The following is a 21,623-nucleotide window of genomic DNA, read 5'->3' on the forward strand; positions in this document are numbered from 1 at the left end:
GCCCCGATTTTTGTCAGGGCGTGATTCTACCTGCATTAGGCGCCTAGGGCGCGCGCATGATGCTGCAAGTGGTCGTCGATGAAGCTGGCGATGAAGAAATAGCTATGGTCGTAGCCCGGTTGCAGACGCAACGTCAACGGATGACCGGCCAGTTTGGCCGCTTGCTGCAAGGCTTCAGGTTTGAGTTGGGTGGCAAGGAAATCGTCGCGATCGCCTTGATCGACCAGCAATGGCAACTGCTCATCGGCCTCGGCGATCAGGGCGCAAGCATCCCATTCGCGCCACTTCGAACGGTCCTCCCCAAGATAACGGGAAAAAGCTTTCTGCCCCCACGGGCAATCCATCGGGTTGTTGATCGGCGAAAACGCCGACACCGACTGATAACGCCCCGGATTACGCAGCGCGCAAACCAGTGCACCGTGGCCACCCATGGAATGCCCGCTGATGCCGCGCTTGTCCGACGCCGGGAAATGCGCTTCGACCAATGCCGGCAATTCCTGCACAACGTAGTCATGCATCCGATAGTGCCGGGACCACGGTTCCTGCGTGGCATTCAGATAGAAGCCGGCACCGAGCCCGAAGTCCCAGGCGCCATCCGGGTCACCCGGCACATCAGCACCGCGCGGGCTGGTGTCCGGCGCAACGATGATCAGCCCCAACTCGGCGGCCATGCGCAGGGCGCCGGCCTTGTGCATGAAGTTCTCATCGGTGCAGGTCAGGCCGGACAGCCAGTACAGCACCGGGAGCTTGCCGCCCTGCTCCGCTTGCGGCGGCAGGTACACCGCGAACACCATGTCGCAGCCGAGCACGTCGGAGCGGTGCCGATAGCGTTTGTGCCAGCCGCCGAAGCTTTTCTGGCAGGAAATATTTTCCAGGCTCATGACCGACCTCAGAAATGGATGACGGAACGGATGCTCTTGCCTTCATGCATCAGGTCGAACGCCTTGTTGATATCTTCCAGGCCCATGGTGTGGGTGATGAAGGTATCCAGCGGAATCTCGCCGGTTTCAGCCATTTCTACGTAGCTTGGCAATTCGGTGCGACCACGCACGCCGCCGAATGCCGAACCGCGCCAGACGCGACCGGTGACCAGTTGGAATGGACGGGTGGAAATCTCCTGGCCGGCACCGGCCACGCCGATGATCACCGACTCGCCCCAACCTTTGTGACAGCACTCAAGGGCCGCACGCATCAACTGCACGTTGCCGATGCACTCGAAGGAGAAGTCGACGCCGCCATCGGTCATGTCGACGATGACTTCCTGGATCGGGCGGTCGAAGTCTTTCGGGTTCACGCAATCGGTTGCACCCAGTTGCTTGGCGATCTCGAATTTGGCTGGGTTGATGTCGATGGCGATGATGCGTGCAGCCTTGGCTTTGACTGCGCCGATCACGGCCGACAGACCGATGCCACCGAGACCGAAAATGGCCACGGTGTCACCCGGTTTTACCTTGGCGGTATTGAGCACCGCGCCGATGCCGGTGGTGACGCCGCAGCCCAGCAGGCAGACTTTTTCCAGGGGCGCTTCTTTCGCGATCTTGGCCACGGAGATTTCCGGCAGCACCGTGTATTCGGAAAAGGTCGAGGTGCCCATGTAGTGGAAAATCGGCTGACCCTTGTAGGAAAAGCGCGAAGTGCCATCCGGCATCAGGCCTTTGCCTTGGGTGGCGCGAATCGCCTGGCAGAGGTTGGTTTTGCCCGACAGGCAGAATTTGCACTGACGGCATTCCGGGGTGTACAGCGGGATCACGTGATCGCCGACAGCAACCGAGGTTACGCCTTCGCCGATGGCTTCAACCACAGCGCCGCCTTCGTGACCGAGGATCGACGGGAAGATGCCTTCCGGGTCAGCGCCGGACAAGGTATAGGCATCGGTGTGGCAAACACCGGAAGCGACGATGCGCAACAGGACTTCACCGGCCTTCGGCATGGCGACATCGACTTCAACGATCTCGAGGGGTTTCTTGGCCTCGAAGGCAACGGCGGCGCGCGACTTGATCATGCTGACTCTCCAGTGAATAAAAACGAGACAAGGAGTGTAATACACCGCCGTACGATGAATAATCGGGACAAATGCAAAATATTATTGCTGTACAGGGATAATCCTAAATGTCGGAAAACCGCTGGGAAGGGATCGACGAGTTCGTCGCCGTCGCCGAGTGCAGCCAGTTCACCGCTGCCGCCGAACGTCTTGGGGTTTCGTCCTCCCATGTCAGTCGACAAATCGTACGCCTGGAAGAACGCCTTCAGACGCGGTTGCTGTATCGCAGCACCCGGCGGGTCACCCTGACCGAAGCCGGGCAAACCTTCCTGCAACATTGCCAGCGTTTGCAGGACGGACGCGAAGAAGCCTTGCGCGCGGTCGGCGACCTGACCAGCGAACCCAAGGGCATGCTGCGCATGACCTGCGCCGTGGCGTATGGCGAGCGCTTTATCGTGCCGCTGGTGACTCGCTTCATGGGCCTCTATCCGCAATTGCGCATCGACATCGAACTCAGCAATCGCCAACTCGATCTGGTGCATGAAGGCCTGGACCTGGCGATCCGCCTGGGTCGCCTGCAGGACTCGCGGCTGGTGGCGACACGCCTGGCACCGCGACGCATGTATTTGTGCGCCTCACCGTCCTACCTGGAACGATACGGTCGCCCACACAGTTTGTCGGAATTGAGCCGGCACAATTGCCTCATCGGCAGTTCAGACCTGTGGCAACTGGAACAGAACGGGCGGGAATTTTCGCAACGGGTGCAGGGAAACTGGCGTTGCAACAGTGGGCAAGCGGTGTTGGATGCGGCGCTGCAAGGGGTCGGATTGTGTCAATTGCCGGATTATTACGTGCTGGAGCATTTGCACAGCGGCGCGTTGATTTCGCTGTTGGAAGCGCATCAACCACCGAATACGGCGGTGTGGGCGCTTTATCCACAGCAGCGGCATCTGTCGCCGAAGGTGCGCAAGTTGGTGGATTATTTGAAGGAAGGGTTGGCGGAGCGGCCGGAGTATCGGGATTGAGGGATTGAAGATTAAAAGATCGCAGGCTGCGTTCTTTTAGCGGCGGTTAGCCCAACGCTGACGCAACCATTCGAGGTCTTCCGGGCGTGTAACTTTGATGTTATCGGAACGCCCTTCGATCAAGCGTGGCGCCAAACCCGACCATTCCATCGCCGACGCCTCATCAGTAATCACCACGTCCGCGACCAGGCTATCCGCCAACGCCCGATGCAAGGCCCCCAGGCGAAACATCTGCGGCGTATAGGCCTGCCAGATCACGCTGCGATCCACGGTTTCCAGCACTCGTCCGTTTTTGTCGACGCGCTTGAGGGTGTCCCGTGCAGGCACCGCCAACAAACCACCGACCGGATCGTCCGCCAGTTCACTCAGTAATTTATCGAGATCATCGCGGGCCAGGTTCGGCCGCGCAGCATCGTGCACCAGCACCCAATCCTCATCATCAGCACCCAACGCGTGCAGGTGCAGCAACGCATTGAGCACCGACCCGGAACGCTCCGCACCACCCTCGACCCGCTGAATGCGAGCATCGGAAGCACAAGCCAGGTTTGGCCAATAAGGGTCATCAATCGCAAGACTGACCACCAACCCCTTCAGGGATGGATGATCAAGGAAACAGCCGAGGCTGTGTTCGAGAATAGTGCGCCCGCCCAGTTGCAAGTATTGCTTGGGACGGTCCGCGGCCATACGGGCACCGACGCCCGCGGCAGGAACCACGGCCCAGAAGGCCGGTAACGACTGGATCATTGAGCCAACTGGTAAAGGGTTTCACCGTCCTTGACCATGCCCAACTCATGACGAGCCCGTTCTTCAACGGTCTCCATGCCTTTTTTCAACTCGCTGACTTCGGCGTCCATCACCCGATTGCGTTCCAGCAAGCCTTCATTCTCAGCGTGTTGATCCGCGATCTGCTGAGTCAGCTCGGCCACTTGCGCCAGACTGCCGTTTCCCACCCACAGGCGGTACTGCAGGCCAGCCAGCAACAGGAGCAAGACGAGGAACAACCAATTGGGACTGCGCATCGAATATCAGGTATCCAGTGAAAAAAGACAGCCATGCCAAAACTATGAAGCTACTGATAGCACGAAGCCTGGAGGACCCAGGCTTGTGCTCTTAAGGCATCAGATTAGTGGCAAATCCATCGCTGTAGCGATTTTTCCGACACAATCCGGTGTCTTTTTTACCATGTACGACTTAACCGCGGAACTCGCTGCGGCCGTTGTACTTGGCTTTGCCATTCAACTGCTCTTCGATACGCAGCAGTTGGTTGTACTTGGAAACGCGATCGGAACGGCACAGGGAGCCGGTCTTGATCTGGCCAGCCGCGGTGCCCACCGCCAGGTCGGCAATGGTCGAATCTTCGGTTTCGCCGGAGCGGTGCGAGATCACGGCGGTGTAACCGGCAGCCTTGGCCATCTGGATGGCTTCCAGGGTTTCAGTCAGGGTGCCGATCTGGTTGAACTTGATCAGGATCGAGTTGGCGATCTTTTTATCGATGCCTTCTTTCAGGATCTTGGTGTTGGTCACGAACAGATCGTCGCCCACCAGTTGGATTTTCTCGCCGATCTTGTCGGTGAGGACTTTCCAGCCAGCCCAGTCGGACTCGTCCAGGCCATCTTCGATGGAGATGATCGGGTAGCGCTCGGTCAGGCCTTTGAGGTAATCAGCGAAACCTTCGGAGGTGAAGACATGGCCTTCGCCGGACAGGTTGTATTTGCCGTCTTCGTAGAATTCGCTCGCCGCGCAGTCCAGGGCCAGGGTCACGTCGGTGCCCAGTTTGTAACCGGCGTTGGCCACGGCTTCGGAGATCACTTTCAACGCGTCTTCGTTGGAGGCCAGGTTCGGTGCGAAACCGCCTTCGTCGCCGACGGCAGTGCTCAGGCCACGGGCCTTCAGCACAGCTTTGAGGTGATGGAAAATCTCGGTGCCCATGCGCAGACCTTCCGAGAAAGACTTGGCGCCAACCGGCTGAACCATGAATTCCTGGATGTCGACGTTGTTATCGGCGTGCTCGCCACCGTTGATGATGTTCATCATCGGAACCGGCATCGAGTAGACACCCGGAGTGCCGTTCAGGTTGGCGATGTGAGCGTACAGCGGCAGGTCCTGGTCCTGTGCTGCTGCCTTGGCCGCGGCCAGGGAAACGGCGAGGATCGCGTTGGCGCCCAGGGAACCTTTGTTTTCAGTACCGTCGAGCTTGATCATCGCGTGATCGAGGGCTTTCTGGTCGCTTGGGTCTTTACCCAACAGCAGGTCGCGAATCGGACCGTTGATGTTGCCTACGGCTTTGAGTACGCCCTTGCCCAGGTAACGGCTCTTGTCGCCATCACGCAGCTCGAGTGCTTCACGCGAGCCAGTGGAAGCACCGGACGGCGCGCAAGCGCTACCGATGATGCCGTTATCGAGAAGCACGTCCGCTTCGACGGTGGGATTGCCACGGGAGTCGAGAACTTCACGACCTTTGATGTCGACGATTTTTGCCATTGTTGTAAACACTCCAAAGTTGACGAAAACGACGCAGCTAGAGGAAATCTTTTACCGTCGGCAAGTGATGTGCAGCGGGCAGTCTTGCGGACGATAAGGCTCAGGCCCGAGGGCCTGAACATTAAATCGTGCGGTACTTTACCGGAGAAAAGAGGTTTACGCGGTTTCTACCGTCGGAAAACTCTTAACCAGTTCGTCCAACGCTTTGAGCTGGGCCAGGAATGGCTCCAGTTTGTCCAGGCGCAAGGCACAAGGGCCGTCGCATTTGGCGTTGTCCGGATCCGGGTGGGCTTCGAGGAACAGACCCGCCAGCGACTGGCTGATGCCGGCCTTGGCCAGATCGGTGACCTGGGCACGGCGACCGCCAGCGGAATCGGAGCGACCGCCAGGCATTTGCAGCGAGTGGGTCACGTCGAAGAACACCGGGTATTCGAACTGCTTCATGATGCCGAAGCCGAGCATGTCGACGACCAGGTTGTTGTAGCCGAAGCTCGAACCGCGTTCGCAGAGGATCAACTGATCGTTACCCGCTTCCACGCACTTGCTCAAGATGTGTTTCATCTCGTGCGGTGCAAGGAACTGGGCTTTCTTGATGTTGATCACCGCGCCGGTCTTGGCCATCGCAACCACGAGGTCGGTCTGGCGCGACAGGAAGGCCGGCAACTGGATGATGTCGCAGACTTCAGCGACGACCGCAGCCTGCTCAGGCTCGTGGACGTCGGTGATGATCGGCACGCCGAAGGCTTGCTTGATGTCCTGGAAGATCCGCATGCCCTCTTCCAGGCCGGGGCCACGGTAAGAGGTCACGGAGGAACGGTTAGCCTTGTCGAAGCTGGCCTTGAACACGTAAGGGATACCGAGTTTCTCGGTAACCTTTACGTACTCTTCGCAGACCTGCATCGCCATGTCGCGGCTTTCCAGCACGTTCATGCCACCGAAAAGCACCATTGGCTTGTCGTTGGCAATCTCGATATCGCCTACACGGATGATCTTCTGCGCCATTGGAATTACGCCTTCTTCTGGTGTTGAGTCAACGCTGCTTTGACGAAGCCGGTGAACAGCGGGTGGCCGTCGCGCGGGGTCGAGGTGAACTCAGGGTGGAACTGGCAAGCGACGAACCATGGATGATCCGGGGCTTCAACCACTTCAACCAGCGCGCCATCACCGGAACGACCGGAGATTTTCAGGCCGGCTTCCATGATCTGCGGCAGCAGGTTGTTGTTCACTTCGTAGCGATGGCGGTGACGCTCGACGATCACGTCTTTTGCGTAGCAATCGTGAACCAGCGAACCCGGCTCCAGCAGGCAGTCCTGTGCGCCAAGGCGCATGGTGCCGCCCAGGTCGGACGCTTCGGTACGGGTTTCGACGGCGCCGGTGGCATCTTCCCACTCGGTGATCAGGCCCACTACCGGGTGACCGCTGGTGCGATCGAACTCGGTGGAGTTGGCGTCTTTCCAGCCCAGCACGTTACGAGCGAACTCGATCACGGCCACTTGCATGCCCAGGCAGATGCCCAGGTACGGAACCTTGTTTTCGCGAGCGAATTGAACGGCAGTGATCTTGCCTTCCACGCCACGCAGACCGAAGCCGCCCGGTACGAGGATCGCGTCGACACCTTCGAGCAGCGCGGTGCCCTGGTTTTCGATGTCTTCGGAATCGATGTAGCGCAGGTTGACCTTGGTGCGGTTGCTGATGCCGGCATGACTCATCGCTTCGATCAGCGACTTGTAGGCGTCCAGCAGTTCCATGTACTTGCCGACCATGGCGATGGTGACTTCGTGCTCAGGGTTGAGCTTGGCGTCGACCACGGCTTCCCACTCGGACAGATCGGCGCCGCCACATTGCAGGCCGAAACGCTCAACGACAAAATCATCCAGGCCCTGGGAATGCAGGATGCCCGGGATCTTGTAGATGGTGTCGGCGTCTTCCAGCGCGATCACCGCACGTTCTTCAACGTTGGTGAATTGCGCGATCTTGCGACGGGACGAGATGTCGATCGGGTGATCGGAGCGGCAGACCAGCACGTCAGGTTGCAGGCCGATGGAACGCAGTTCCTTGACCGAGTGCTGGGTTGGCTTGGTTTTGGTTTCGCCGGCGGTGGCGATGTACGGCACCAAAGTCAGGTGCATCAGCATCGCGCGCTTGGCGCCGACTTCGAAACGCAATTGGCGAATCGCTTCGAGGAACGGTTGCGACTCGATGTCACCCACGGTGCCACCGATCTCGACCATGGCCACGTCGGCATCGCCGGCGCCCTTGATGATCCGGCGCTTGATTTCGTCGGTGATGTGCGGGATCACCTGGATGGTGGCGCCCAGGTAATCACCACGGCGCTCTTTGCGCAGGACGTGTTCGTAGACACGACCGGTGGTGAAGTTGTTGTTCTGGGTCATGGTCGTGCGGATGAACCGCTCGTAGTGGCCCAGGTCCAGGTCGGTCTCGGCGCCGTCGTGGGTGACGAACACTTCACCGTGCTGGAACGGGCTCATGGTGCCCGGGTCAACGTTGATGTACGGGTCCAGCTTCAGCATGGTGACCTTAAGTCCCCGCGCCTCCAGGATGGCCGCCAATGAAGCCGAGGCAATGCCTTTCCCCAATGAAGAAACAACACCGCCCGTGACGAATATGTAGCGCGTCATGAAAAACCCTAGAAGTCTGCGTTAAAGCGGTCCGAGCCGCCGGGGAAAGCGAAGGAAGGCCGAAGCCCCCGATCACCTGCATTAATCACAGTGCATCTTTCAAAAAAACCGCCGCGTTGGGACAGACCGGGAGATGAAACACCGGTGCGTTGCTCGCTACACATTTTTTGGAATCGCCCAGCAAAGACTGCTTGGTAATCGGCAACTCCTGCAATTCAGGCGAATCCACAGAAGTTGTATCAAGAAGGGAGCGTAGTCTACCGGAAAGCCCCTTTCAGCTCAAACCTTGATCTTCGCTCGGCGGCTGCCAAAGTAAATTCCAGCCGTCCCGTGTGCTGCCATTCAACCCCTGCAACCCCGCCACAGCCAGCAATTGCTCACCGCGATAGAGCAGCGGCAATCTGCCACGGGCAAACAAAGGCACGCCACTTTCATTAAGCAAACGCTTCAGGTCACGGTGACCGCGCTCAGGCAAATTCATGATCTCGCCTCCTTCACGATAGCGGATCTGCAGCGGGTCAGCGGGGATTTGCCCGGTCAGCGTGAGCAGGCCGTTATCCGGCAACACCAGTGGCAACGTGGGATCGGCCCAGCGTCCGACCACCGGTGGCGTGCGCAGCCAGGCACCGGACAACCACCAGATACGCCCGCTCGCCCGGTGCAGTTCACCGTCTGCCAGCCGCCAGATTGGACGGGCATCGCCAGTGGCATCGCGCAGATCCTGCCAACCCGACCAATGGTCACTGTCCGGCAGCCGTGTCTGCGTCTTCAACCAGTAACTCAAGGCATTGCGTTGACGTGCAGCGGAGAGTTTTGCCAATGAAGCCAGTTCCAGGGACGGCAATCCCAGCCAATCGAAATCATTGCGACTGCTCGCCTCGGCCAGATCGATCACCGCCAGCTCATCCAGCAACCCTTGGGCTTCGCGCAGATGCGCCGCGCTGCGGGCCATGGTCGCCTGCGCTTGCGGCCAACGCTCGGTCAGCACCGGGAACACTTGATGACGCAGGTAATTGCGCGAGAACTGCCGATCCTCATTCGAGGGGTCTTCGATCCAGCTCAATTGATGTTCGGCGGCATAAGCCTCGAGTTCCGCGCGGGTGACGTCCAGTAGCGGACGAAGCAAATGGCCCTGACCCAAGCCACGTTCGCCCGGCATCCCCGACAACCCCCTCACCCCGGCCCCGCGCAACAGTCGAAACAACAGGGTTTCGGCCTGATCGTCGCGATGCTGGGCGGTCAGCAGCACGTCATTGGCGTGAGTCGCCGCGATGAAGGCGCCATAACGCGCATCTCGGGCGGCACGCTCAAGGCTGGCGCCGGGTTGAATCTGGACGCGAACAACCTCTAGCGGCACACCCAAGGCATCGCAGACCGACTGACAATGATCCGGCCACGCATCGGCCACAGCCTGAAGGCCGTGATGAACATGGATCGCGCTGAGCGTGGGCAGAGAGTCGGTTTTGGCGAGGTGGGCAAGAAGGTGCAACAGGACGGTGGAGTCGAGGCCGCCGGAGAAGGCGATGCGCCAAGTATTGGCATTGCGCCAAGGGGCAAGTTGCTTGAGCAGTTTCGCGTGAAGTGACATGGGGCACACCAAAACCTTGTAGGAGCAACGCTTGCTCGCGATGAACGATAACGCGGTCGGTCAGTTAAACCGCTGCGTCCCCATCGTGGGCAAGCCTTGCTCCTACAGGGTGATGCAGGAGCGATTGATCAGAGACCGTAGCTCATCAGACGCTCGTAACGACGGGCCAGGAGCGCCTCGTTGTCGAACTTCTTCAGCATCGCCAGTTGCGAGCTCAGCTCGGCGCGGATCGAGGCAGCGGCAGCAGCCGGGTCGCGGTGGGCGCCACCCAACGGTTCGCCGATCACTTTGTCCACGATGCCCAACCCTTTCAGGCGCTCGGCGGTGATGCCCATGGCTTCAGCGGCATCCGGGGCTTTCTCGGCAGTTTTCCACAGGATCGACGCGCAACCTTCCGGCGAAATCACCGCGTAGGTCGAGTACTGCAGCATGTTCAACTGATCGCAGACACCAATCGCCAACGCACCGCCGGAACCACCCTCACCGATCACGGTGGCGATGATCGGGGTTTTCAGGCGTGCCATGACGCGCAGGTTCCAGGCAATCGCTTCGCTCTGGTTGCGCTCTTCGGCGTCGATGCCTGGGTAAGCACCCGGGGTATCGATAAAGGTCAGGATCGGCATTTTGAAACGTTCGGCCATTTCCATCAGGCGGCAGGCCTTGCGGTAGCCTTCCGGACGCGGCATGCCGAAGTTGCGGCGCACCTTCTCGCGCACTTCACGGCCTTTCTGGTGACCGATGATCATCACCGGCTCATCGTCCAGACGGGCAATGCCGCCAACGATGGCAGCGTCGTCGGAGAAGTGACGGTCGCCGTGCAGCTCGTCGAACTCGGTGAAGATGTGTTCGATGTAGTCCAGGGTGTATGGACGTTTCGGGTGGCGCGCCAGACGCGCGATCTGCCAGCTGGTCAGCTTGCCGAAGATGTCTTCGGTCAAGGTGCTGCTTTTGTCCTGCAGGCGGGAGATCTCATCGCCGATATTCAGCGAATTGTCATTACCGACCAAGCGCAACTCTTCGATCTTGGCTTGCAGGTCGGCGATCGGCTGTTCGAAATCTAGAAAATTCGGGTTCATAGGCGTCCGTCTTGGGTCGACTTCCAAGGGAGCTTGGGCCGGCCGGTTGTCTATTCGCGCCCTACCTTAAGGGAGAGGCGCGTTCAGGTCGAGATTAAAAATTCAGGTCGAGATCAGGCCCTAACTACAGGACCTGACCGTCAACGGTATTGGAGGAAGACGTTGTCTCGCCCGAACTGGTCACGCAGGGCTTGAATCAAGGCATCCGCCGGGTCGATCCGCCAGGTCTCGCCGAACTGCAGCAAGGCCTTCGCATCGGGACTGGTGTACTCCATGGTGATCGGGCACGCACCGCGGTGACGCTTGAACAGCTCACCCAGCCAGCGTAGCTGATCGCCTTTCAAATCCTTCGTGTGCAGCTTCAGGCGCAGGCTTTCGGCCAGGTTGGTGCGCGCATCTTCCATGCTCATCACCCGTTTGACCCGCAGGCGCAAGCCACCGGAGAAATCGTCGTTGCTGACTTCGCCTTCGACCACCACCATCGCGTCGGTCTGCAACAGCGACTGCGCGGAATGGAACGCCTCGGCAAACAACGACGCTTCGATCCGCCCCGAGCGGTCGTCGAGGGTGATGAAACCCATCTTGTCGCCCTTTTTGTTCTTCATGACGCGCAGGGCGATGATCATGCCGGCGACGGTCTGGGTATCGCGCGCCGGTTTCAGATCGATGATGCGTTGACGGGCGAAGCGACGGATTTCGCCTTCGTACTCGTCAATCGGGTGACCGGTCAGGTACAGGCCGAGGGTGTCTTTCTCCCCTTTCAGGCGTTCCTTGAGGGTCAGTTCCTTGGCCTTGCGGTGGTTGGCGTAGACATCGGCGTCTTCTTCGACGAACAGGCCGCCAAACAGATCAACGTGACCGCTGTCTTTGGTGCGCGCAGTTTGTTCGGCGGCCTTGATCGCCCCTTCCATCGCGTTGAGCAACACCGCACGGTTACGGTCGATGTTGGCCTGATAGGCTTTCTGCTCGTCATGGAAGTAAGGCCCCAGGCGGTCCAGCGCACCGCTGCGGATCAGACCGTCGAGGGTGCGCTTGTTGATCCGCTTGAGATCGACCCGGGCGCAGAAGTCGAACAGGTCCTTGAACGGACCCGCCTGACGCGCCTCGGTGATCGCTTCCACCGGACCTTCGCCCACCCCTTTGATCGCGCCGAGACCGTAGATAATCCGGCCTTCGTCATTCACCGTGAACTTGAACTCCGACGTATTCACATCCGGCGCGTCGAGACGCAGCTTCATGGTGCGAATTTCTTCGATCAAGGTCACGACCTTGTCGGTGTTGTGCATGTCCGCCGACAGTACCGCAGCCATGAACGGCGCCGGATAGTGGGTTTTCAGCCACGCCGTCTGGTACGACACCAGGCCATAAGCAGCCGAGTGAGATTTGTTGAAGCCGTAACCGGCGAATTTTTCCACCAGGTCGAAAATGTTACCGGCCAGGTCCGGGTCGATATTGTTAGCGGTGCAGCCCTCAATGAAACCGCCGCGCTGCTTGGCCATTTCTTCGGGTTTTTTCTTACCCATGGCCCGACGCAGCATGTCCGCGCCGCCGAGGGTGTAGCCGGCCATGACCTGGGCAATCTGCATCACCTGTTCCTGATACAGGATGATGCCGTAAGTGGGTGCCAAGACCGGCTTGAGGCCTTCGTACTGATAGTCCGAGTGCGGGTATGCCAGTTCGGCGCGACCGTGCTTACGGTTGATAAAGTCGTCAACCATGCCGGACTGCAGCGGGCCCGGACGGAACAGCGCCACCAGTGCGATCAAGTCTTCCAGGCAGTCGGGCTTGAGCTTTTTGATCAGCTCTTTCATGCCGCGGGATTCAAGCTGGAATACCGCAGTGGTTTCCGCTTTTTGCAGCAGCGTGTAGGTCGGTTTGTCGTCCAGCGGGATGAACGCGATGTCCAGCGGCGGCTCATCAACCTTGGCGCGATCGCGGTTGATGGTTTTCAGCGCCCAGTCGATGACCGTCAGGGTCCGCAGACCCAGGAAGTCGAACTTCACCAGACCGGCGGCCTCAACGTCGTCCTTGTCGAACTGGGTTACCAGACCGTCACCGGCCTCGTCGCAATAGATCGGCGAGAAGTCAGTCAGCTTGGTCGGGGCAATAACCACACCACCGGCGTGCTTACCGACGTTACGTACAACACCTTCCAGCTTGCGCGCCATCTCCCAGATTTCCGCGGCTTCTTCATCGACCTTGATGAAATCACGGAGGATTTCTTCCTGCTCGTAGGCTTTTTCCAACGTCATGCCGACTTCGAACGGAATCATCTTCGACAGACGATCGGCCAGGCCGTAGGACTTGCCCTGCACCCGCGCCACGTCACGGACCACCGCTTTAGCGGCCATGGAACCGAAGGTGATGATCTGGCTTACCGCGTTGCGGCCGTATTTCTCGGCCACGTATTCAATAACCCGGTCACGTCCGTCCATGCAGAAGTCGACGTCGAAGTCGGGCATCGATACCCGTTCCGGGTTAAGGAAACGTTCGAACAGCAGGTCATATTCCAGCGGATCAAGGTCGGTGATCTTCTGTACATAGGCCACCAGCGACCCGGCACCCGACCCCCGGCCCGGACCTACCGGCACACCGTTGCTCTTGGCCCACTGGATAAAGTCCATCACGATCAGAAAGTAACCGGGGAAACCCATCTGGATGATGATATCCAGCTCGAAATTCAACCGGTCGACGTAGACCTGACGCTTGGCTTCGTAGTCTTCAGTGGTGTCCTTGGGCAGCAGGACGGTCAGGCGCTCTTCCAGACCGTCGAAGGACACCTTGCGGAAATACTCGTCGATGGTCATGCCATCGGGGATCGGGAAGTTGGGCAGGAAGTGCTTGCCCAGCTTCACTTCGATGTTGCAGCGCTTGGCGATCTCGACGGTGTTTTCCAGCGCTTCGGGAATGTCGCTGAATAGCTCAGCCATTTCCTCGGCGCTTTTGAGGTATTGCTGATCGCTGTAGTTTTTCGAACGCCGCGGATCGTCGAGGGCGCGGCCCTCACCGATGCAAACGCGGGTTTCGTGGGCTTCGAAGTCTTCCTGCTTGATAAAGCGCACGTCGTTGGTCGCGACCAATGGCGCGCCGATTTTCTCGGCCAGGGCCACGGCGCCGTGCAGTTGCTCTTCATCGTTGGGGCGGTTGGTGCGCTGGATTTCCAGATAGAAGCGATCCGGGAACACCGCCATCCATTCGCGCGCCAGGGCTTCGGCTTCGGCCGGATTGCCACCGAGCATGGCCAAGCCGATTTCGCCCTCTTTCGCCGCCGACAGCATGATCAAGCCTTCGCTGGCTTCGGCCACCCATTCGCGCTCGATGATGATCGAGCCGTTGCGCTGGCCGTCGATGAAGCCACGGGAGATCAGCTCGGTGAGGTTGCGATAGCCCACGGCGTTCATCGCCAGCAGGCTGATCCGGCTCAGAGCGTTGTCCGGATCCTTGTTCGACAGCCACAGGTCGGCGCCGCAGATCGGCTTGATCCCTGCGCCCATCGAGGCTTTATAGAATTTGACCAGGGAACACATGTTGTTCTGGTCAGTGACCGCCACGGCAGGCATGTTCATGCCGACCAGGGTCTTGACCAGCGGTTTGATCCGCACCAGACCGTCGACCAGGGAATATTCAGTGTGCAGGCGTAGGTGAACGAATGAAGCCGGCATAGTGATCCTGTCTAGTAACGTGAAGACAACAAGGCCCGGATTGTACCGGGCCTTGGTAAAAACATCAGCCTTGCGACTAACTCTCGATCAGGTTTTCCCGCGCCTCGTAGGCCAGGCGTACTGGGGCGAACGAGCGGCGGTGAATCGGGGTCGGCCCCAAACGGGCCAGGGCTTCCAGATGAACGGGCGTTGGGTAGCCTTTGTGGCCACCGATGCCGTAACCCGGGTAAATCAATTCGAACGCGGCCATTTCACGGTCGCGGCTGACCTTGGCCAGAATCGACGCGGCAGCGATGGCCGGCACCTTGCCGTCGCCCTGCACCACCGCTTCAGCGCGCATGGACAGCTTCGGGCAGCGGTTGCCGTCGATCATCGCCAGTTTCGGCTGGATATGCAGGCCTTCGATGGCGCGCTGCATGGCCAGCATGGTGGCATGCAGGATGTTCAGCTCGTCGATTTCCTCGACTTCGGCCCGGGCGATGTGCCAGCTCAGGGCCTTCTCGCAGATTTCGTCGTAGAGCTTTTCGCGGCGGGCTTCGGTGAGCTTCTTCGAGTCGTTCAAGCCGAGAATCGGCCGATTCGGATCGAGAATCACCGCAGCCGTGACCACGGCGCCGCAGAGCGGGCCGCGACCGACTTCGTCGACACCGGCAACCAAATCTTCCACTTCAGCGACCAAGGTGAAATCCAGCCCCATTTGCATGCTTGTTTTACTCATTGTACGTGGCCGATCAGATTCAGCACGGCATCCGCCGCCTGGTTGGAGGCATCCAGACGCAAGGTCCGGTGGATTTCATCGAAGCCGCGGGTCTGTTCTTCGCCACCGTCGATCAGTGGGGACAAGGTCTGAGCCAGCGCTTCGACCGTCGCATCGTCCTGCAGCAACTCGGGCACCAGCAGGCGCTGGGCCAGCAAGTTTGGCAACGATACGTAGGGACTTTTCACCATGCGCTTGAGGATCCAGAACGTCAGCGGTGCCAGGCGATAGGCAACCACCATCGGACGTTTGTACAACAACGCTTCGAGCGTCGCCGTGCCGGAGGCGATCAACACTGCGTCACAGGCCGCCAGGGCCAGATGGGAGTTGCCATCGAGCAGGGTCAGCGGCAGATCACGGCCGGCTAACAGCTCTTCGAGTTGGGCCCGGCGCTGTGGGCTGGCGCACGGCATGACGAAGCGCACGCCGGGGCGCAAGGCGCGCAGGCGCTGGGCGGTATCGAGGAACAACGCGCCGAGACGGCCGACTTCGCCGCCACGACTGCCGGGCATCAACGCCACCAGCGGACCGTCGGGCAAGCCCAGCTCAGCCCGCGCTGCTGCGCGATCAGCTTGCAGCGGAATCGCATCGGCCAGGGAATGCCCGACAAACCGCACCGGCACGCCCTTTTCTTCGTAGAACTTCGCTTCAAACGGGAACAGCGTGAGCATCAGGTCGCAGCCTTCGCGAATCTTCAGCACCCGCTTTTGCCGCCACGCCCAGACCGACGGGCTGACGTAATGCACGGTCTTGATCCCGGCCTGACGCAGCTTGAGTTCGATATTGAGGGTGAAATCCGGGGCATCGATACCGATGAACACGTCCGGCTTTTCGGCGATCAGGTCCGCAATCAGCTTCTTGCGTCGGGCCAGCAGTTCGCGCAAGCGGCCCAGCACTTCCACCAGGCCCATGACCGAAAGACGTTCCATCGGGAAGTACGAAGTCAGGCCTTCGGCCTGCATCAGCGGGCCACCGACACCAATGAACTCCACCGCCGGATGCCGGGCCCTGAGGGCGCGCATCAAACCGGCACCCAGAATGTCACCGGAAGCCTCACCCGCTACCAGCGCAATACGCAGATTAGCCATGATTAACGAGTGATGCCGCGGGTCGAAGACTGGATGGAATCACGGAACACCGCGACTTCCGGAAACTGTGCCGAAGGTTCGGCCAGTTCGCCGAGCGCCTGTTCGACCGTCAGGCCCTGGCGGTAAACCACTTTGTAGGCTCGACGTAGCGCATGGATCGCGTCTTCGCTGAAACCACGACGGCGCATGCCTTCGAAGTTCATGCTGCGGGCTTCGGCGGGGTTGCCGAATACTGTGACGTATGCGGGAACGTCCTTGCCGATGGCAGTGCCCATGCCCGAAAAGCTGTGGGCGCCGATGTGGCAATACTGGTGAACCAGGGTGAAGCCGGAGAGGATCGCCCAATCTTCAACGTGCACATGGCCGGCCAACGCGGTGTTGTTGACCAGGATGCAGTGGTTGCCGATTACGCTGTCATGACCGATATGGGCATACGCCATGATCAGGTTGTGATCACCCAGGGTGGTTTCCGACCGATCCTGAACGGTGCCACGGTGAATCGTCACGCCTTCGCGGATAACGTTGTGGTCACCGATGACCAGGCGGGTTTCTTCACCTTTGTATTTCAGATCGGGCGTGTCCTCACCTACCGAGGAAAACTGGTAGATGCGGTTGTGCTTACCGATACGGGTCGGGCCCTTGAGAATCACATGCGGCCCGATCACTGTCCCCTCGCCGATTTCCACACCTGCGCCGATGATCGACCATGGGCCGACCTCGACGTCGTCAGCCAGGATGGCTGTCGGATCGATGATTGCGCGAGGGTCAACCAAACTCATAGTTTGCGTTCCGCGCAGATGATTTCAGCGGAGCAGACAGGTTTGCCATCGACCGAAGCCTGGCATTCGAATTTCCAGATCTGGCGCTTGCAGCTGATGAAGCGGGCTTCGAGGATCAACTGATCGCCTGGGGTGACAGGCTGGCGAAAACGCAGCTTGTCGGAGCCGACGAAGTAGTAAAGCGTGCCGTCGGCAGGCTTCACGTCGAGCATTTTGAAACCAAGGATACCGGCAGCCTGAGCCATCGCTTCGATGATCAGTACGCCCGGCATGATTGGATGCGCAGGGAAGTGACCATTGAAGAACGGTTCGTTGATGCTGACATTCTTGTAGGCGCGAATGCGCTTGCCTTCCACATCCAGATCCACGACCCGGTCCACCAGCAGGAACGGGTAACGGTGAGGCAGGTATTCGCGAATCTCGTTGATGTCCATCATTTCGGGGGGAAGCCTATGTAAAGATTGGGAGAGCGCGACTGACGCGCACCCCTCTAGCAAATCAAGGAGGCAGTCTAGCGGCTGTGCACACTTGATATGGAAATGGTATCAGCCATCTGATGAAGCATTACCGCCAGGGGTCACTTCCCCTACTCGCTTTTCCAGCTGTCGCAGACGCCGCGCGATGTCATCGAGCTGACGGATGCGTGCCGCGCTTTTGCGCCACTCGGCAGCCGGTTGCATGGCTGTACCGGAAGAATAGGAACCCGGCTCGGTAATCGAGTGGGTCACCATGGTCATCCCGGTCAGGAAAACGTTGTCGCAAATCTCGATATGCCCCACCAGCCCGACACCGCCGGCGAGCATACAGTGCTTGCCGATCTTGGTGCTGCCGGAGATTCCCACGCACGCTGCCATGGCAGTGTGATCACCGACCTGGACGTTGTGGGCGATCTGGATCTGATTGTCGAGCTTCACACCGTTGCCAAGAACGGTATCGGCCAGGGCGCCACGGTCGATGGCGGTATTCACGCCAATCTCCACGTCGTCGCCGACCAGCACACCACCAATCTGGGCAATTTTCTGCCAGATGCCTTTCTCGTTGGCAAAACCGAAACCTTCGCCACCGAGTACGGCGCCCGACTGAATTACCACGCGTTTGCCAATGCGCACGTCGTGATACAGCGTGACCCGCGGAGCCAGCCAGCCACCTTCACCAATCTCGCAACGGGCGCCGATGAAGCAATGAGCCCCGACGGTCACACCTGCCGCAATACGCGCGGCGCTTTCGATTACCGCAAAGGCCCCGATGCTCGCCGCTGGATCGACCACCGCGTCCACCGCTACTACCGCTGTCGGATGAATACCGGCAGCCGCTTTCGGCTTGGGATCGAACAGATGGGAAACACGAGCGTAAGCCAAGTACGGATCAGGCACGACCAGCGCATTACCGGCAAAACCTTCAGCGTCAGCAGCCTTGAGCAACAGGGCTGCAGCTTTGCTGTCCGGCAGGTATTTACGGTATTGAGGGTTTGCCAGAAAGCTCAACTGAGCTGGGCCAGCCTCTTGCAAAGTGGCTAGCCCAGTAATTTCCTTCTCCGGGTCGCCACTGAGGGTGGCGCCGAGGAACTCGGCCAATTGGCCGAGCTTTATAGTCGCTGTCATGGATTACTTCAGCTGATTCATGCGCTCGATAACCTGGCGAGTGATGTCGTACTGAGGCTTGACATCAATCACTGCGCCACGCTCGAAGACCAGGTCAAAAGCACCTTTCTTGATGACTTCTTCCACAGCGCTATCCAGTTTCGGCTTGAGCTGCTTCAGCATTTCACGATCGGCAACGGCTTTGGCTTCGTTCAGTTCCTTGGACTGGAACTGGAAGTCACGGGCCTTTTGCTTGAATTCAAGCTCCAGACGCTCGCGTTCACCTTGCTGCATCTTGTCGCCACCGGCGACCAGACGGTCCTGGATACCTTTGGCACTGCTTTCCAGTGTCTTGAGTTTGCTCAGCTGCGGGCCGAACTTCTTCTCGGCATCCACGGCGTACTTCTTGGCCGCGTCGGATTCCAGCAGGGCCATCTGATAGTTCAGGACGGCGATTTTCATGTCGGCAAAAGCCGGACCTGCTACCAGTACGGTCGCCAGGAGAACCAATTGAGTCAACTTACGCACGATGCACTCCTACAAAATCCATTGTCGTTATCTTGGGTCAGACGCTTAGAACGTCTGGCCGAGGGAGAATTGGAACACTTGAGTCTCAGCGTCATCCGGTTTCTTGATCGGCATGGCCAACGCGAAGCTCAGAGGACCCAGTGCGGTGACCCAGGTCACGCCGACACCAACGGAACTGGCTACGTTGCTCAGGCTGATGTCGTTGCACTCTGTTTGAGAGGTCGAGCCGACATTGGCGTTAGTCGTCTTGTCGCACTTGGAGTCGAATACGTTACCCACGTCCCAGAATACCGAAGTACGCAGGGAACGCTGATCCTTGACGAATGGCAGCGGGAACAGCACCTCGACACCACCCTGGATCAGGACGTTACCACCGAACGGCAGCGGATCCTGGTCCGGGTCGGCGAGAGTACCGGCGTTACCCGTCTTGTCAAAGCCACGGCTTGGGGTACTGCGCGGGCCAAGGGTACTGTCCTTGAAGCCACGAACCGAGTTGAAACCACCAGCATAGTAGTTTTCATAGAACGGCAAGCCTTCGGTGGAACCGTAGCCATCGCCATAACCCAGCTCGGTGTGCAGGCGCAGGGTATAGTTTTCAGTGATTGGCTGGAACAGCTGACCGCGGTAATCAAGTTTGAAGAACGACAGGTCGCTACCCGGCGTGGTGGTTTCCAGAGTCAGGCTCTGGGAATGGCCACGGGTCGCCAGTACGCCTTTGTTCAACGTGGACTCGGACCAACCGGCCGAGGCCTTGAAGTTCAGGTAGCTGTCGCCTTCGCGATTAACGAAGTCGAAAATCTCGTCGACGGTGTATTGACCGGTCTTGATCTTGTCCTGCTGTGCAGTCAGGCCGAAGGTCAGACGCGACGTCTCGCTGATCGGGTAACCGACGCTGACGCCAGCACCCAGGCTGTCTACCGCATAGCTTGCAACATCGACATCGAGGTCTTTGTAGTCAGTGGTGCGATAGAACGCGTTGTAACCCAGGCTCACACCGTCAGCAGTCCAGTACGGGTCGACATAACCGAAGTTATAGCGGCTCTGGTATTCGCTTCGGGTCAGACCGATGCTGACCTTGTTACCCGTACCCAGGAAGTTGTTCTGGGTGATCGAACCACCGAGGATCAGACCGGCGCTCTGGGCGAAACCGACACTGGCGGTAATCGAACCGGAAGCCTGCTCTTCAACGCTGTAGTTCACGTCAACCTGGTCGTCCACGCCCGGTACGGCCGGGGTTTCGACGTTGACTTCCTTGAAGAAGCCCAGACGCTCAAGGCGGGTCTTGGATTGGTCGATCAGGTAGGTCGAAGCCCAGCCGCCTTCCATCTGACGCATTTCACGACGCAGCACTTCGTCTTCGGACTTGGTGTTGCCACGGAAGTTGATGCGGTTCACATAGGCACGCTTACCAGGATCGACGGCGAACGTGATGTCTACCGTGTGATCGTCATCATGCGGCTGAGGCACGCCGTTGACGTTGGCGAAGGTGTAACCCTCGTTACCGAGACGACGGGTGATCAGTTCGGAAGTCGTGGTCATCAGCTTGCGCGAGAACACCTGACCTTTCTGGACCAGCAGCAGGGACTTGACCTGGTCTTCAGGCACTTTCAGGTCACCGCTGAGCTTCACGTCACGAACGGTGTACTTCTCGCCTTCGTTGACGTTGACCGTGATGTAGACGTGTTTCTTGTCCGGGGTGATGGACACCTGGGTCGAAGCGATATCCATGTTGATATAGCCGCGGTCCAGGTAGTAGGAGCGCAGACGCTCCAGGTCACCGGAGAGTTTCTCACGAGCGTACTTGTCATCGTTCTTGAAGAACGACAGCCAGTTGGTGGTCTTGAGTTCGAACAGGTCGATCAGGTCGTCATCGGCGAAGACCGTGTTACCCACCACGTTGATGTGCTGGATAGCAGCCACGGTGCCTTCGTTGATGTTGACCTTCAACGCCACGCGGTTACGCGGCTGCGCCACCACTTCGGTGTCGACCGTTGCCGAGTAACGGCCCTGAGCGACATATTGACGCTGCAGTTCGTTACGCACACCTTCGAGGGTGGCACGCTGGAAGATCTCGCCCTCGGACAACCCGGATTGCTTGAGGCCCTTCATCAGGTCCTCAGTGGAGATGGCCTTGTTACCCTCGATCTCGATACTCGCGACCGACGGACGCTCGACTACCGTGATAACGAGGACATTGCCTTCGCGACCCAGCTGGATATCTTGAAAGAAACCGGTTTTGAACAACGCACGAGTGGATTCCACCAGGCGACGATCATCCGCCTGTTCACCGACGTTCAACGGCAAAGCACCAAAAACACTACCCGCGGAGACCCGCTGGAGGCCATTGACGCGAATATCAGAGATAGTGAAGGACTCGGCGTGAACTTCGGCGATCATCAATACGGTGAGAACCGCAGTTAGCAGCAGACGTTTCATGAA

General features: G+C 59.1%; 18 protein-coding genes. 1 reads left to right on the forward strand and 17 read right to left on the reverse strand.

What is annotated here, in order from left to right; translation table 11 throughout:
- Positions 1 to 35: 35 nt before the first annotated feature.
- Both fghA and HKK53_RS14465 read right to left on the reverse strand, forming a co-directional pair.
- The gene (fghA, locus tag HKK53_RS14460; protein WP_169371380.1) at positions 36 to 881 is read right to left on the reverse strand and encodes an S-formylglutathione hydrolase; all 846 of its coding nucleotides are present in this window, start codon (positions 879 to 881) and stop codon (positions 36 to 38) included.
- Between the two features lie 8 nt (positions 882 to 889).
- A complete protein-coding gene (locus HKK53_RS14465) occupies positions 890 to 2,002 on the reverse strand; it encodes an S-(hydroxymethyl)glutathione dehydrogenase/class III alcohol dehydrogenase (protein ID WP_169371381.1) in 1,113 nt (370 codons plus the stop codon).
- 107 nt (positions 2,003 to 2,109) lie between these two features.
- Here HKK53_RS14465 and HKK53_RS14470 point away from each other — a divergent pair, with 107 nt between their 5' ends.
- Positions 2,110 to 3,006 carry a LysR substrate-binding domain-containing protein gene (locus HKK53_RS14470; protein ID WP_169371382.1) on the forward strand — a complete coding sequence of 299 codons (897 nt, stop codon included), beginning with the start codon at positions 2,110 to 2,112 and terminating at the stop codon, positions 3,004 to 3,006.
- Positions 3,007 to 3,042: 36 nt separating this feature from the next.
- Here HKK53_RS14470 and ispD read toward each other — a convergent pair whose 3' ends face one another.
- From ispD to bamA, 15 genes are all read right to left on the reverse strand, one after another.
- Entirely contained in the window at positions 3,043 to 3,750 is a 708-nt protein-coding gene (ispD, locus tag HKK53_RS14475) for a 2-C-methyl-D-erythritol 4-phosphate cytidylyltransferase (RefSeq protein ID WP_169371383.1), read from the reverse strand.
- Complete coding sequence (gene ftsB, locus HKK53_RS14480; RefSeq protein WP_008028992.1) at positions 3,747 to 4,025, reverse strand: cell division protein FtsB; 279 nt, start codon at positions 4,023 to 4,025, stop codon at positions 3,747 to 3,749. Before ftsB ends, ispD begins: the two co-directional genes overlap by 4 nt.
- A gap of 172 nt (positions 4,026 to 4,197) precedes the next feature.
- The gene (gene eno, locus HKK53_RS14485; protein WP_169371384.1) at positions 4,198 to 5,487 is read right to left on the reverse strand and encodes a phosphopyruvate hydratase; all 1,290 of its coding nucleotides are present in this window, start codon (positions 5,485 to 5,487) and stop codon (positions 4,198 to 4,200) included.
- 156 nt (positions 5,488 to 5,643) lie between these two features.
- On the reverse strand, positions 5,644 to 6,489 hold the full coding sequence (gene kdsA, locus HKK53_RS14490) for a 3-deoxy-8-phosphooctulonate synthase (protein WP_054047163.1): 846 nt from the start codon (positions 6,487 to 6,489) through the stop codon (positions 5,644 to 5,646).
- 5 nt (positions 6,490 to 6,494) lie between these two features.
- On the reverse strand, positions 6,495 to 8,126 hold the full coding sequence (locus tag HKK53_RS14495) for a CTP synthase (RefSeq protein ID WP_123508114.1): 1,632 nt from the start codon (positions 8,124 to 8,126) through the stop codon (positions 6,495 to 6,497).
- Between the two features lie 274 nt (positions 8,127 to 8,400).
- A complete protein-coding gene (gene tilS / locus HKK53_RS14500; RefSeq protein WP_169371385.1) occupies positions 8,401 to 9,714 on the reverse strand; it encodes a tRNA lysidine(34) synthetase TilS in 1,314 nt (437 codons plus the stop codon).
- A gap of 128 nt (positions 9,715 to 9,842) precedes the next feature.
- Positions 9,843 to 10,790 carry an acetyl-CoA carboxylase carboxyltransferase subunit alpha gene (locus tag HKK53_RS14505; protein WP_169371386.1) on the reverse strand — a complete coding sequence of 316 codons (948 nt, stop codon included), beginning with the start codon at positions 10,788 to 10,790 and terminating at the stop codon, positions 9,843 to 9,845.
- Between the two features lie 140 nt (positions 10,791 to 10,930).
- On the reverse strand, positions 10,931 to 14,452 hold the full coding sequence (gene dnaE, locus HKK53_RS14510) for a DNA polymerase III subunit alpha (protein WP_169371387.1): 3,522 nt from the start codon (positions 14,450 to 14,452) through the stop codon (positions 10,931 to 10,933).
- A gap of 76 nt (positions 14,453 to 14,528) precedes the next feature.
- The gene (rnhB, locus tag HKK53_RS14515) at positions 14,529 to 15,155 is read right to left on the reverse strand and encodes a ribonuclease HII (protein WP_054047172.1); all 627 of its coding nucleotides are present in this window, start codon (positions 15,153 to 15,155) and stop codon (positions 14,529 to 14,531) included.
- An 11-nt stretch (positions 15,156 to 15,166) separates the two neighbouring features.
- Positions 15,167 to 16,297 carry a lipid-A-disaccharide synthase gene (lpxB, locus tag HKK53_RS14520; RefSeq protein WP_169371388.1) on the reverse strand — a complete coding sequence of 377 codons (1,131 nt, stop codon included), beginning with the start codon at positions 16,295 to 16,297 and terminating at the stop codon, positions 15,167 to 15,169.
- Between the two features lie 2 nt (positions 16,298 to 16,299).
- On the reverse strand, positions 16,300 to 17,076 hold the full coding sequence (lpxA, locus tag HKK53_RS14525) for an acyl-ACP--UDP-N-acetylglucosamine O-acyltransferase (RefSeq protein WP_169371389.1): 777 nt from the start codon (positions 17,074 to 17,076) through the stop codon (positions 16,300 to 16,302).
- Positions 17,073 to 17,513, reverse strand: coding sequence for a 3-hydroxyacyl-ACP dehydratase FabZ (gene fabZ, locus HKK53_RS14530; protein ID WP_008154051.1), 441 nt, complete (start codon positions 17,511 to 17,513; stop codon positions 17,073 to 17,075). The genes lpxA and fabZ overlap by 4 nt, the downstream gene beginning before the upstream one ends.
- 108 nt (positions 17,514 to 17,621) lie before the next feature.
- Positions 17,622 to 18,677 carry a UDP-3-O-(3-hydroxymyristoyl)glucosamine N-acyltransferase gene (gene lpxD / locus HKK53_RS14535; RefSeq protein ID WP_169371390.1) on the reverse strand — a complete coding sequence of 352 codons (1,056 nt, stop codon included), beginning with the start codon at positions 18,675 to 18,677 and terminating at the stop codon, positions 17,622 to 17,624.
- Positions 18,678 to 18,680: 3 nt separating this feature from the next.
- Positions 18,681 to 19,184 carry an OmpH family outer membrane protein gene (locus tag HKK53_RS14540; RefSeq protein ID WP_092272436.1) on the reverse strand — a complete coding sequence of 168 codons (504 nt, stop codon included), beginning with the start codon at positions 19,182 to 19,184 and terminating at the stop codon, positions 18,681 to 18,683.
- 45 nt (positions 19,185 to 19,229) lie between these two features.
- Positions 19,230 to 21,620, reverse strand: coding sequence for an outer membrane protein assembly factor BamA (bamA, locus tag HKK53_RS14545; protein WP_169371391.1), 2,391 nt, complete (start codon positions 21,618 to 21,620; stop codon positions 19,230 to 19,232).
- Between the last annotated feature and the right edge of the window lie 3 nt (positions 21,621 to 21,623).

Origin of the sequence: Pseudomonas sp. ADAK7 (assembly GCF_012935675.1) — a bacterium.
GTDB lineage: Bacteria > Pseudomonadota > Gammaproteobacteria > Pseudomonadales > Pseudomonadaceae > Aquipseudomonas.

What these genes read in the sequence shown, in the direction of transcription:
- dnaE (WP_169371387.1), bottom strand. Translation starts at nt 14,452, where the DNA reads ATGCCGGCTTCATTCGTTCACCTACGCCTGCACACTGAATATTCCCTG.
- lpxB (WP_169371388.1), bottom strand. Translation starts at nt 16,297, where the DNA reads ATGGCTAATCTGCGTATTGCGCTGGTAGCGGGTGAGGCTTCCGGTGAC.
- HKK53_RS14470 (WP_169371382.1), top strand. Translation starts at nt 2,110, where the DNA reads ATGTCGGAAAACCGCTGGGAAGGGATCGACGAGTTCGTCGCCGTCGCC.
- ftsB (WP_008028992.1), bottom strand. Translation starts at nt 4,025, where the DNA reads ATGCGCAGTCCCAATTGGTTGTTCCTCGTCTTGCTCCTGTTGCTGGCT.
- HKK53_RS14505 (WP_169371386.1), bottom strand. Translation starts at nt 10,790, where the DNA reads ATGAACCCGAATTTTCTAGATTTCGAACAGCCGATCGCCGACCTGCAA.
- eno (WP_169371384.1), bottom strand. Translation starts at nt 5,487, where the DNA reads ATGGCAAAAATCGTCGACATCAAAGGTCGTGAAGTTCTCGACTCCCGT.
- fabZ (WP_008154051.1), bottom strand. Translation starts at nt 17,513, where the DNA reads ATGATGGACATCAACGAGATTCGCGAATACCTGCCTCACCGTTACCCG.
- lpxA (WP_169371389.1), bottom strand. Translation starts at nt 17,076, where the DNA reads ATGAGTTTGGTTGACCCTCGCGCAATCATCGATCCGACAGCCATCCTG.
- bamA (WP_169371391.1), bottom strand. Translation starts at nt 21,620, where the DNA reads ATGAAACGTCTGCTGCTAACTGCGGTTCTCACCGTATTGATGATCGCC.
- ispD (WP_169371383.1), bottom strand. Translation starts at nt 3,750, where the DNA reads ATGATCCAGTCGTTACCGGCCTTCTGGGCCGTGGTTCCTGCCGCGGGC.
- fghA (WP_169371380.1), bottom strand. Translation starts at nt 881, where the DNA reads ATGAGCCTGGAAAATATTTCCTGCCAGAAAAGCTTCGGCGGCTGGCAC.
- rnhB (WP_054047172.1), bottom strand. Translation starts at nt 15,155, where the DNA reads ATGCAAATGGGGCTGGATTTCACCTTGGTCGCTGAAGTGGAAGATTTG.
- tilS (WP_169371385.1), bottom strand. Translation starts at nt 9,714, where the DNA reads ATGTCACTTCACGCGAAACTGCTCAAGCAACTTGCCCCTTGGCGCAAT.
- HKK53_RS14465 (WP_169371381.1), bottom strand. Translation starts at nt 2,002, where the DNA reads ATGATCAAGTCGCGCGCCGCCGTTGCCTTCGAGGCCAAGAAACCCCTC.
- lpxD (WP_169371390.1), bottom strand. Translation starts at nt 18,677, where the DNA reads ATGACAGCGACTATAAAGCTCGGCCAATTGGCCGAGTTCCTCGGCGCC.
- HKK53_RS14495 (WP_123508114.1), bottom strand. Translation starts at nt 8,126, where the DNA reads ATGACGCGCTACATATTCGTCACGGGCGGTGTTGTTTCTTCATTGGGG.
- kdsA (WP_054047163.1), bottom strand. Translation starts at nt 6,489, where the DNA reads ATGGCGCAGAAGATCATCCGTGTAGGCGATATCGAGATTGCCAACGAC.